Genomic DNA, 12,572 nt, shown 5'->3' with positions numbered 1-12,572 from the left:
GCAATGTCTTCGCTTGCTATCTATTGGTCGGTGTTGTTTTTTTATCATCGGATTCGTTGTATCCAAAAAAAGTCATGATTCTATTCCCCTCATAAGACTCTAGCTTTTCTTTTATATATTTCCTGTCTTCAGGAGATAGCTCTTTTTTCCAATTTCCTGTGTTATCAAATATGGGCTGGTTGACCTGATAGCTTCTCAATTTTTTATGCTCAATACCCTCTTTTCCTGAGCTTTCGGTCTGGGGAAGTATGTTATTCCAATGGAATTTGTTTTCATGGAAATTTAGAAGTTCTTCTGAAAATTGTATCCCAAGGAAAGAACATATCCCTTTTAGGGTTTCTTCAGGATTTTTAACAAGATCTTCGTGTCGGTACCAGTAGCAGTCTGCTTTTTCAATCTCTTTAAGCACTATGGAGTTGTCCCGTATCCAACGCTCGGCGCCAGTCTTCAAAGACCCTATTCTTCTTTTTATTGATGTTGCCACATCTCGCCCGTCGCGAACCGGTATTAAAAATTTTGCATTGGGGAATTTCTTTCTTATATCATCCATGAAATACAGGTGCCTAGGGGTTTTTTCTATTATTCTACTGCATCCTTCTTTTTTTGCTTCTTTTATTAGATTTGAAGCGATTGAGTTTGTATTATTGTCTGGGAACATCATGTAAGTTTCTGTGTTTGGGGTGTATATGTCCCTGTGCTGCCTGAGAATATTGAGCAAGAGAGTTGTGCCGCTATGGCCACAGCCGCAAATAAAGTCTACAGATATAGCTTGAGAATATTGCGCCGTATTTTTGTTAGCCACTCCCCACCAATCAATAGAGATGTTTAACTCTTTTGCTATCATGTTAGGGGTCTCGTCGTTCTCGATATCAACTTCTAAAAAGTTTTTGTTCTGTGATAGATTCTTTCTTATCGTTGTAAAGTGGTTGTGTATCCAATCTAATAGTTGTTGGTCATTACCCTTGCCAGCCGGTAGCCCAGGGATATTGCTGTGCAAGAAACGTTGAGACATATCACCCCAGCGCTTAATGCTTGACACTGTTTTTTCAGGGTTTCTATAATTTAATATAAATAAACAGTTGGGGTGCTTTTCCTGTATTTTTTCAATTATCGTAGGGTCTAGCTGAGGCCAGAAGTTGAGCCCTTTTGAAGGGATGCAGACATCCCCTTGCGTGATGGCGTCATATTGTCCTAAATAATGCCATGGGTCATCATGCTCCTCAAGGCCGCGATACATGAGTTCGCCTACAAAGCCTTCTTTGACTTGCCAGTGAGCAGAATTATAGCCGCTGCTTTGGAGAGCTTTTTGTATTGTGGAAGTGCCAGATTTTGGGAATCCAACAACAAACACTTTTCGCTTTACGCTAGTATCTTTTTCGCTAGGTAGGAGTGAGGACGAACTGCTTTCTATATAAGAAGTAAGCCGCTCTTCCTTGAGATAACTTTGGGACAATGACACATCAATATCGGTCAGCAAGGAGTAAACTACATCCTTCACCCCAAAAGCCGTATGCAGCAGAAACGCGAGCCGCGTCCGTTGGTTATCAGAAAGCGCTTCCATCCGCTCATGGCTGGGCAGTAACAGAGCGTCGGCACTTGCCAGCTCGGTAGCTTGGCGCTGGGCTTCCGGTACGTCTTCAGGCAGGTGGCTGCGGTGTTGCGGTTCGTGTAGCCGGTAGAAGCGAAAGCCGTTGCGGCTGGCCCAGTGTTGCAGTTCCGCGAGGTTGGGTTGGCGTTCGTGCGTGGGTTGAAACGCGACCTTTACCTGGAGCAAAAGGGTGTCTTTCAGCGCTTGGGTGCCGTTGTCGAGAATCGCGATGGCGTCGTTGAGGTCGTCCAATACCAGCCAGTCGATGGCTGGGAGGCCGTCGATGCTGTCGAGTTTGATGGTGTTCAGCGGTAGCCGGGTGAGTACTTGGCTGCCGGTGCGGATGGCCTCGGGCTGGTACTCGTCACCCAGTGGTGCCAGGCTGGCGCTCAGCTTGGGGTCGAGGCATGCATGCAGTTGACCCGGCTGGCCGTCACCGAGTGTGGCGCTGGGGTAGTAATGCACGCCCTTGTGCTGCTTGAGCGAGGTGTCCAGCGCTTGGCTGCTGGGGTCGAAGGCGATAAGTTCGAGGGCGTCACGCTGTAGTAATTGGCGGATGACCTCGTTAGTAAGCAGTTGCCCGCCGTTGTCGACGGCGATGAGCTTACCTTCGAATTGCCATTGAAATTCGGCATCTTCTTCTGACGCTTCTGCGTAGTGGATCTCCACCGGGGTGTCTTCATCTTCGAACCGAGCCTCGCCATCTTTATTGAAAGTGAGGGCGGCAGGGGTCTTGTCGTCGCAGTAACGCTTCCAGATGGCGCGCATGGCATTCGTGAAATGCCGAGCGAAGCGTGGGCCGTCGCATACCGGAGATTGCAGCAATATGTCGCGCAGGTGCTGGCGAATGGTGCCGAGGCTTTCCAGGTCACTGGCGAGTTCGATCACGCGGGCGCGGTATTCTTCCCAACTGTTGACGACCAGCTCCGGCATGCCGGCGTGAACGAGGTGGGTGGCGCTATGCCGCCCGGCGAAGGTTGGGCCGGGGAGCGTCACCACGGGAACGCCCATGATGAACGATTCGCACGTCGTCAAGCCGCCCGAATAGGGCCAGGGATCAAGTGCGATATCCGCGCGATTGTAGGCCTCCAGCATCTCATGGTTGTTACCGGGGCCTTCGATAACTAACCGCTCACGGTCGATGCCCTCAGCTTCAAGTGTGGCATACAGGCGTTCGCAGAAGCTCTCGCTCGTGTAGGGACGCCCCTTGAGCAACAACCGAGAATTAGGCAACTCATGCATAATGCTTGCCCACTGCTTGAGCGCGACATCATTGAGTTTGGTGGGATTGTTGAAGCACGCTAGGGTGATGTAACCATTATGCTGCGCCGGTGGCGCACTCAATGCAGGCAGCTTTTCGGGTGGGTTGAAAACGATATAGTCATCCGGCATGCGAATGAGCTTCTCGGTGTAGTACTCGTCTTCACCTTCCGGCGTCTCGACGTGATCGCTGATCAGGTAGTCGATGGCTTGCACACCCGTGGTGTTGATCAAACCGCCGACCCATTTGACGATCAACGGCGCCGGCTGCATGGCAACCGCGCGCATTCTCGAGCCCGTGTTATGGCCTGAAAGGTCGATGAGAATATCGATTTCGTCGTCACGAATCTGCTGTGCAAATTCCTCATCGCCAAGGTGGCGAATCGGTTGCCAATGCTGCGCACAACGCTGAATCCGCTTTGTGACAGCATCCACTGCATCACTTGTGGTATAGCAATAAAGCTCGAATTGGCCCTTGGAAAGTTGCTCCAGACATCGGGTGATCATCTTGCCTACGGGGTGCTTGCGAAAGCCATCCGATAGCAGTCCTAGGCGTAATTTTTGCTCGGCCGCTGCATTAGGGTGCTCTGGCCGTGGTGGCACAAGATGACTGGCGGGCGCGAAGCGTTCTTCCCAAGATTTGGCAAATGCCATGAGCTCTTCCCGAGACACTCTTGGGTCATAGTGAAGAGCCGTCAGGTGATTGGAGTAGGGAGCAGGATGGTGGCCTACCTTGCTCGCCTGCTCATAATAGGTGTAAGACTCATTGAGACGCCCCAGGTCCCGGAGCATATTGCCGGCATTATTCCAGGATGAGAAATCTTTTGGTACCAGCTTCGTAAGATGACGGTAAAGGTCAAAGGCTTCTTCGTAGCGGTATAGTCCGCTAAGGGCACTGGCGAGTGTGTCAATGGCGGGAATGTGCTGGGGCGATGCTGCATAGGCCTTTTGTGCATATTCCAGGCCTTGCTGAAATTCGCTGCGATCAATATGCAGCCTGGCGAGTGTCACAAGCCCGAGGGTGAGTGTCGGGTTTTGTGACAACGCATTGTGCAAATAGGTAAATGCGTCTTGTGGCCGGTTCTGGTGATAGGCGACATGCCCGAGCCATGCTTTTTGATCGACGTTGTCTGGTCGTAAACTTTGCGACTGTTCGAGGGCTTCTCTGGCCTTCTGCCAGTCTTTCTGCTCGACCAATAGGCGCCCTAGTGCTAGCCAGGCATCAGGATCCGAGGGGGCACGCTGCGTCTGCTTGCGAGCCTGAGCCAGAGTGAGCGTGTCGTTTGTGCTTGCGTGACGGCGATTGCGTTTTTTGGACATAGAAGCCGCATAATGATGGTGATCGATACCACCACTATAAAGGGCTGTGACGATGTCAAAGGGCGGAAAAGCCCGCTAGGGAGTAGACTTTTACGGCTTTTGCGGTGGATAGGCTGAAAGGAGAATTGAAAAAGCGGGCCCGAATGGGCCCGCTTCGTTTTTACTGCGGAACTTGTTGCTGAAGGCTGGTGGTTACCCCAGCAGTGACAGGGCGTTCTGCGGCAGCTGGTTAGCCTGGGACAGAACGGAGGTACCGGCCTGTTGCAGGATCTGGTTCTTGGTCATGTTGGAGACTTCGTCCGCATAGTCGGCATCTTCGATGCGCGAACGAGCGGAGGTAAGGTTCGTTTCGGTGGTGTTCAGATTGGTAATCGCCGAGTCGAAGCGGTTCTGCAGGGCACCCAGTTCGGAACGCTGGCTATCGACCTGGCCGATGGCATCATCCAGAGAGCTAAGAGGATTGCCTGTAGCGGCTTCAGCTTCGTCTGTTGTGAGGTTAACGTTTGCTGCCTCAGCGTCTTCGGCCACGGTGTAGCTGATTTCCCCGGCTTGACTTCCTGTGCTTTCTGTTACATCCAGATCAGCTTTATAGTAGCTTACGTCGCCACCAGCGTCATTTTTGACGAATGCGTTGCCTTCACTGTCCTGTACAAGCGTATTATTACCTGAGTCAATTGGTGTGTTAGCGGTAGTCCCTTCTGAAACTGCATAGGCACCTGTACCATTAGCACCTGTTGTGCCGTTATCTTCGATGTCGTATTCCGTGCCGCTAACTGTCATGGTAGAGCCCGATTCAACTGCTTCGGCAAGTTTCGGGCCATTGACATTGAAATCACCGAGTTGCAGCGATTCGGAATTGACTTCTTGCAGGTTCATGGTGATGGTCTGGCCATCTTCAGAACCGACCTGAATGGACATTTCCTGATCTTTAGCGAGAACGTCGACACCGTTGAAGCTGGTTTCTTCGGAGATGCGGTCGATTTCGCCCAGGCGCTGATTGATTTCGTCTTGGATGGAATCCAGGTCTTCTTGGCTGTTGGTGCCGTTTTCGGCCTGAACGGTCAGTTCACGAACGCGCTGTAGGTTGTCGTTGACCTGGTTGAGAGCGCCCTCAGTGGTCTGCGCGACGGAAATACCGTCGTTGGCGTTGCTCTGCGCCTGGCTGAGACCGTTGATCTGGCTGCTCATGCGGTTGGCGATGGCCTGGCCGGCGGCGTCGTCGGCGGCGCTGTTGATCTTCAACCCCGAGGAGAGACGCTCCATGGAAGTGGACAGGTCATTCTGTGACTGGCTCAGGTTTTGCTGGCCGATCATGGCCGTGATGTTCCTTCCTCTCTGTTTGGGCTCCATTGGCCCGCCGTCGGTAAAACCGGGGGCTGGCCATAACGGCGCCGTTGGCCGTTACCTCATTTATCGGCGCAGGGGAAATTTGCTTTAGGGATGAATTACAAATTTTTTCAGGCGCTGTGGCTGGGTACACTTGACGCCTCTTCATTCGCCCAGTCACTCACCCAGTCATTCATCCGGAGCTTGCGCTCGCCATGCCGTCGCTGGATATCATGCTCGACCTGTCCCTTGAGACCTGCCATTACCACTATGAAGGCGCCATGCAAACCGTAATTGCCACCAGCGTCGACGGGCGCCGGGTGAGCTTTCCCGCCACGGCGTTACGGCGCATCGTGACGCCGGATGGGGCACACGGCGTGTTCAGGCTGACGTTCAGCGAGGAAGGAAAGTTCATGTCGATGGTCGCGGTACGGCGCTGGGAGGGGGAGTGAGCCGCGAGCGGTGCCGGCCGTGCCCTTCTTAATCCAAGTTAAAGTTTTATTAGCTCTTGCCGACATTCAATAGTGTGGCACAGCACATAAATGACGAATGAACGGTCTGTTCCAACAGGCGGTCGGCAAGGGAACTCCATGAACCATATAACGCGAGGGGTCGTATTGGCGCTTCTGGCGGCGAGCGTGACGGGGTGCGCCTCGTACAAGCATCGCAACCAGATGGAAGCGTTCAATACATCGTATGTAGCGGGCGATTATGCGGCGGCGGCCAAAGCGATGGCGCCGTCTTCCTTGATGCCCGGAAAACCCGGCGAGGACGAGACGGTGCTGGAGCTTCTGCACCAGGCGGAGGCCTATCGCCTGGCGGGGGAGCCGCAAACGGCCATCGATCTTTACGATCAGGCCGAGGCGGGTATGAAGCTCAACGATACCGACAACCTGGCCGAGAAGGGGGCGGAGAACGCCCTGGCGGTACTGGTCAACGACGCCCAGCGGGATTACCAGCCGATGCTTTCCGAGGCGGTGCTGGTCAATACCTATAAAGGCCTGGCGTTTTTGCAGATGGGCAACGGTGCAAATGCGCGCGTTGAGTTCAACCGTGCCGATGACCGTACCCGACGTGCGGTAGCGGCGTTCGCCGAGGAGATCGACGAGCAGAAGGCGGCGCTCGATGAGCAAGCGGCGGAAGACGCCAACCGCGAGCAGCAGGCCATTCAAGAAAGCCTCGATAGCAAGGCGTTGCACGAGAGCGTCGCCCAGCAATATGGCGCCCCCTCGCAGTGGTCCGTTTACCCCGAATTCATCGTGCCGTCGGCCACCTACCTGCATGGCCTGTATTTTCTCGCCAGTGACGAGAGTGGCGATATCGAGCGTGCCGCGACCTCGCTCTCGCGCGTGGCGGCGATGGCCCCCGGCAGTGAGCCCCTCGCCGCCGACGCCGCACTGGCGAACGCCATTGCCAGTGGCGAGGCAAGCCGCGAGCGCCTTAAGAACCGAGTCTGGGTGGTCTATGAAAATGGCCTGGGCCCGGTCGCCGAGGAAAAGCGCCTCGATGTGCCCTTGATTCTCTTCCATGGCAATACCCAAGCACCTGCCTACACGGGCATTGCCTTGCCCGCGTATGCCGATCGTCACGCGGTCGGCGATGCGCTATCGCTGGTCGATACCCAGGGCCAGCGTTACGAGCCCGAGACGTTCGCCTCGATGGGCAAGGTCGTGCATACCGAAATGCAGTCACGCTTTCCCGCGATTCTGGGGCGCTCGGTGGCCTCGGCGGTGGTGAAAGCGCTGATGCAGAACGAGGCGACGGAACGCCTGGGCGTGGCCGGCCAGTTGGGCTCGGCGGTCGTTACGGCGATGACCACGCAAGCCGATCTGCGTAGCTGGCAGGCGACCCCGGATCACTGGGAAGTGGCGCGTTTCGCACGTCCCGCCTCGGGGGCCATGACACTCGAGACACCGTCAGGGTCGCTGGGCGATCTGGATCTGCCCGATTGGCCTTACACCCTGGTGTATATCAAACGCCCCAGCGCCCAGGGCCCGGCCGACGTGTCCGTGATCGATCTGCAAGGCGAGCACGCAGGCACGCAGTACCGTATGGATGGAACGAAAACGACTCGGCTGGTGGCCGATACCACCGATATTTAATGGCCGAGATCCGATGAAAGCGCCCCTCAGTGGGGCGCTTTCTAGCGTTATATAACCTTTGAAGGAATGCGTGATGAAAACGTTGTTATGTCTTGTGAGTTTGCTGGCCTTGGTGTTGGCGGGGTGCGCGGCGCCGACGCGTTATGTCGATCCCGATAACGATCAGGGTGCGGTCTCGATGCAGCTCGATTACCGGGATTTTGCCAAGGCCTCCGACAAGGCGGTGGCGTCGATGCTGGCCAGCGGCGCGGTCGATAACCCCGCCGGCGGACGTTATGTGCTGGTGGTGAGCCGTATCGTCAATGACACTATGCAGCGCCTGGATACCGATCAACTGGTCAAGAAGATCCGCGTGCAACTGCTGCGCTCCGGACGTGTGGTGACGACCACGGCGGTGGGCATCGACGGGCCCGAGGATGAGATGAACCAGCTCACGCGGACATTGCGGGACTCCGATGAATTCGATCAGCGCGGCGTGGAAAAGAAGGGCACCTTGCAGGCGCCGGATCTGAGTCTTTCCGGCAAGATTCTCCAGCGCAATCGCCGCGTGGCGGATGAGCAGCAGGTGGAGTACTACGTGCAACTGACCTTGACCGACCTGAGCAGCGGTCTGGCGCTGTGGGAAAACGAAACGCAAGTCATCAAGCGGGGCTCCGATGCCTCGGTGGCATGGTAACCGGGAGCCCTTTATGAGCATATTTTTGTTTAAATCGTTGCATACGTCGTTGTCTAAACCGTCGTATAAGCTGTCATATAAACCGCTTGTCGCCGCCATGGGCTTGGTCTGCATGGCCTTGAGCCCGTTGAATGCACTTGCGCAGTCTGGCGGGTCGAGTGGTGACACGGCCGCTTCTGCCGCCACATCGACAGGCGCGCCCGAGGCGCCAACGCAAGAGACCGCCGCGTCGGCAGAGCCTGCGACCACGCAACCGTCAGACGCGCCACCGCCGTTCATAGCGGTCGATGAGGTGTCGAAAAGCGATCAATTGATCCAGCGTTTTCTTGAGCAGCGGGGCTGGCAGCAGGGGCCGCATGCCGGTAATCCCGACGGTGGCAATCTGGTGGTGGCAACGGAAAGCATCGCAGCGGATCCATCGACCATCGATTTCAGTCAGGCGCGCTTGATCGCCACGGAAGAGGCCTTCCTCAAGGCGATGGGCAAGCTGGTCTCTCAGGATGCAGTGAGCGTCGGCAAGACCATGGCGGACCGTTTCATGCAAGATGGTTTGCCCGAGGACGTCAAGGACACCACCGGCCTGGGGGCGTTGGGCGAGGCCGTGGCCAGCCGCCTGGCAGAGAGCTCGGTTCAGGCGCTCAACAAGGTCATCGAAGAATTGGGCGGCGACCCTAGCCAGTTGCCTCAGCTCAATATCGCCGAGCGCAAGCAACTGCTGTATGACGAATTCGTGACCTCCACGACCTGGCAGGCGATGGGCCAGTTGTCGGGCGTCGGCGTGTTCGGGCTGGTGGAAGAGACCGGCGGTGACGGCCCGGTGAATAACGGCTCGGTGAGCATCGTCGTGGTGCAGTCGCCGCGTTTCAGTGAGCTCGGTCGTCAGTTGCGTAATGGCAGCGGCGCGCCGGCGCGGGCGTTGCCGGTGTCCGCGGTGATGGAAGACTTGCGTCCCGACTTGGATGAGGGAACGCCGATGCTGGGGATGTTCGGCGTGCAGCCGGTTGTTAAAGAGGGGCGTTTCGGGCTGCTGTCGTTCGGTATGAGTGCCCCGGCGCTGGTGCGCGGCAGCATGGAGGAATACGAGATCAGTGCCGAGATGGAAGCGGCACGTCAGAGCGCCAACCTGATGGCGGATGGCTGGCTGGCGCAGTTCGCGACGATGACGGTGCAGGGCCAGAAGGAAAGCAGCAAGCGCAAGCTGCGCGAGCAGGTGCGTGAGACGCGTGGCGACGGCACTTCGCGCGTGCTGACCCAAGAGGGCATCGGCCGCATGGTGCGCAACGTGATGCGCTCCGAGTCGCAGGCCAACCTGAAGGGCGTGCAGACCATCGGCCAATGGAACGCGACCGATCCGGTCACCGGACACCCGTATCTGGGGTACGTCAAGTATTGGTCACCGGGCACGGCCGCCAACGCTGAGGCTCGCATGGACGCGCGCGCCAATCCGGATGAAGGCGGTGCTGCGTCCACGTCTCCGGGGGCGTCCGATAGTCAGGCGACACCGGAAAGTTCGCGCTCCACTGGTTCGTTCGGGGAATGGTAATGGCGCAAGGTCGGGGAGTCATGTGGCGACTGTTGTTGCTGCTGATCGGCGGTGCGCTGATGTGGACCATGCTCGCCGCGCCGGCCTGGGGCGGCGTCGAGATGCGCCAGGTCGAGGCCAAGGCGACGGGCGCCACGCGTGACGAGGCGATTTTCAATGCCCTGGGCGAGGCCGTGCGTCAGGTACATGGTGCCAAAGTCGACGCCAGCCGCGAGATTCGGCGCTCCATGCAGCGTACTTCGGTGCGTGACGAGCAGGGGCATTCCACGACCGTTGAGCAGTCGTCGCGCTATGACAGTGGCACCCGGGTGGAAAGCCAGGGGCTGATCAGCGGCTATGAGGTGCTGGGCGTGTCACCGGCGACGGGCGGCGGGCAAATGGCCCATCTGCGTGTGAAGGTGCCGGTTTATCGCGCGCCCGGTTCGGCAGCGCAATCCAATCGCCAGCGCCTGGCGGTCTATCCGGTAGAAGTGGACGCGCCTCGGCTGCAAGTGGCCGGCGAGCGTCTGGCACCGGGAGACGCCTCGCGACGACTGACGCAGTCCCTGGTGCGGGCATTCGTCGGCTCGCGGCGTTTTTCCGTGCTCGATCGCGACATGCGCAATGCCATCGACGCCGAGCAGCGCTTCGTGGCGTCGGGAAAAGTGCCGCTGGCGCAGAAGGCTATGCTGGGGCGCAATCTGGGGGCAGATTATCTGGTCACGAGCCGCCTGACAGGCATGGACATGGCGCTCGAGTCTGTGACCAATCCCGTCTCCGGGGAGCGTTCCCAAGAAGCCACCGGCGCCGCAACGCTGGAAGCGCGTGTCGTCGTGCCGGCGACGGGGCGAGTCATGTGGAGCGAGACGCTCAATGTCTCGCTGGATGATCTGGATATCGCGTCGAGTTCGGGGGATTTCACGCAGCAGGTGTTCGATGCTCTGGGAAACGAGCTGACGTTCCGTGCGCTGAATGTCATCTACCCGCTGCGGGTCGTGGAAAGCACGGGCGATGAGATTGTGCTCAATCAGGGCGGCGCCATCGTCAAGGTGGGGCAACGCTTCGGGGTATACGATATCGGCAAGCGTTACACCGATCCCTACCACGGCGAAAGCCTGGGCCCGCGCGAGAACTGGACGGCGGATGTCGAGATTACCCGTGTCACGGACAAGATCGCGCATGCGCGCGTCATCAAGGGCCAGGTCGAAGGCGACGGCCAGGTACTGCGTCGCACCGCCACCGGAAAAGAGGCAAGGGAGTCGCAGCGCGCGGCCCAGCGTGGCACGCGTGAGAGCGTATGCCTGCCGATGGACCCGTGCTGAATGAGCGAACGATCATCAGCAGTACCTAGTTAAACCGAGGCATGGCCTCGGTTTTTCATGCAGGGAAGAAGAGGCCGTAGCAACGACTGTCATCATTGGCATCAATCCATCCCTTGATGCATCCTTGACCGACTGGACAGCATGAGGTGCAAGACGCGATGACGACGAGCGAGACGGCGATGAAAGATTGGCTGCGGGCGCTTCCCAAGGCGGAGCTGCATCTGCATATCGAGGGGGCGCTGGAACCAGAGCTGATGTTTGCTCTGGCGGAGCGTAATGGCGTGACGCTGCCGTACGATTCCGTGGACGCGGTGCGCGCGGCGTACGATTTCGAAGATCTGCCGTCGTTTCTCGGGTTGTATTACCAGGGCATGGGCGTGCTGCACACGCAGGACGATTTTTTTGATCTGGCGATGGCGTATTTCGCCCGCGCCCGAGAAGACGGAGTGGCGCATGTCGAGCTGTCTTTCGATCCGCAGGCGCATGTGGTGCGTGGCGTGCCGCTCGAGGCGCCGTTCGAGGGGCTTCTGGCCGCGTGTCGAGAAGCGCGTTCGCGTTACGATATTTCCTCGGCGCTGATCATGAGCTTTCTGCGTGATCGCGATTCTTCTGAGGCGCTGGAGGTATTCGAGCAGGCGACGCCTTGGCACTCGATGATCGACGCGGTGGGGTTGGATAGCGCCGAGCGCGATCATCCGCCGGGGCGTTTCGCCGAGGTGTTCGCGCGGGCGCGTGCGGCCGGCATTCCCGGTGTGGCGCATGCTGGGGAAGAAGGGCCCGCCGCTTATATCCGCGAAGCCTGGGAAGCACTCAAGGTGTGCCGGATCGATCACGGTGTGCGCTGCCTGGAAGACCCCGATCTAGTCGCGCGGTTGCGCGACGCGCAGGTACCGCTGACGGTGTGTCCGCTATCCAACGTCAAGCTCAAGGTGACCGACACGCTGGCTGAGCATCCACTGCCCGCCCTGCGCGAGGCGGGGCTCAACGTGACCCTCAATTCGGACGATCCCGCCTATTTCGGCGGCGGCATGCTGGATAACTATGCCGCCTGCCACACCGCCTTCGACTGGACCCGCGACGACTTCATCGATATGACCCGTAATGCCCTGCAGGCCGCCTTCATGGCTGAGGAAAGGCGTGAGATGTTGCTGGAAAAGCTGCGGGGTATGGCGGCGCCACGGTAAAGGGCATTCTTGCCAGTTTCTTTAAGAACAATAAAGAAACCTATGCGTTGCTATACAACCCAAAAAGCAACTTATCTGATGCTTGGCTCGTGCCCACTTAAACGAAAAAAGCCCCGTCCAGGAGGAGGGGGCGAAGCTTAGTACGCAGAGTAGAGACTCGACTTGGGATGCAGCGTCATCTCAAGACACATTGTACCCTGCTTAGTTAGCGATCTTAGCGATGAAATGGGGGTATTAACCTACGTTAATCTTCGCGTTTGTGCAGGCTGTTC

The 12,572-nt window shown here is 57.5% G+C and carries 8 protein-coding genes; 6 read left to right on the top strand and 2 right to left on the bottom strand.

Annotation, left to right across the window (positions count from 1 at the left end):
* Nucleotides 1-16: 16 nt before the first annotated feature.
* Both OP496_RS03515 and OP496_RS03510 read right to left on the bottom strand, forming a co-directional pair.
* Nucleotides 17-4,168, bottom strand: coding sequence for a sulfotransferase (locus tag OP496_RS03515; RefSeq protein WP_280562087.1), 4,152 nt, complete (start codon nt 4,166-4,168; stop codon nt 17-19).
* 192 nt (nt 4,169-4,360) lie between these two features.
* On the bottom strand, nt 4,361-5,482 hold the full coding sequence (locus OP496_RS03510; protein WP_280562086.1) for a FliC/FljB family flagellin: 1,122 nt from the start codon (nt 5,480-5,482) through the stop codon (nt 4,361-4,363).
* Nucleotides 5,483-5,709: 227 nt separating this feature from the next.
* On the opposite strand from OP496_RS03510, the gene OP496_RS03505 reads away from it, so the two are divergent.
* The 6 genes from OP496_RS03505 (at nt 5,710) to OP496_RS03480 (ending at nt 12,300) form a co-directional block, all read left to right on the top strand.
* Nucleotides 5,710-5,946 (top strand): DUF2835 family protein, encoded by a 237-nt coding sequence (locus OP496_RS03505; RefSeq protein WP_280562085.1) that lies wholly within the window; start codon nt 5,710-5,712, stop codon nt 5,944-5,946.
* Between the two features lie 138 nt (nt 5,947-6,084).
* Complete coding sequence (locus OP496_RS03500) at nt 6,085-7,596, top strand: hypothetical protein (protein ID WP_280562084.1); 1,512 nt, start codon at nt 6,085-6,087, stop codon at nt 7,594-7,596.
* A 73-nt stretch (nt 7,597-7,669) separates the two neighbouring features.
* Complete coding sequence (lpoB, locus tag OP496_RS03495) at nt 7,670-8,272, top strand: penicillin-binding protein activator LpoB (RefSeq protein ID WP_280562083.1); 603 nt, start codon at nt 7,670-7,672, stop codon at nt 8,270-8,272.
* Nucleotides 8,273-8,384: 112 nt separating this feature from the next.
* The gene (locus OP496_RS03490; RefSeq protein WP_280562082.1) at nt 8,385-9,815 is read left to right on the top strand and encodes a DUF6844 domain-containing protein; all 1,431 of its coding nucleotides are present in this window, start codon (nt 8,385-8,387) and stop codon (nt 9,813-9,815) included.
* On the top strand, nt 9,815-11,116 hold the full coding sequence (locus tag OP496_RS03485; RefSeq protein WP_280562081.1) for a CsgG/HfaB family protein: 1,302 nt from the start codon (nt 9,815-9,817) through the stop codon (nt 11,114-11,116). Before OP496_RS03490 ends, OP496_RS03485 begins: the two co-directional genes overlap by 1 nt.
* 179 nt (nt 11,117-11,295) lie before the next feature.
* Nucleotides 11,296-12,300: an adenosine deaminase gene (locus OP496_RS03480; protein WP_280562080.1), complete on the top strand. Its 1,005-nt coding sequence runs from the start codon at nt 11,296-11,298 to the stop codon at nt 12,298-12,300.
* Nucleotides 12,301-12,572 lie beyond the last annotated feature (272 nt).

The sequence above is a fragment of the Chromohalobacter sp. 48-RD10 genome (genome assembly GCF_029889785.1).
Classification (GTDB): Bacteria; Pseudomonadota; Gammaproteobacteria; order Pseudomonadales; family Halomonadaceae; genus Chromohalobacter.
This window is presented reverse-complemented; position numbering and strand designations above follow the sequence as displayed.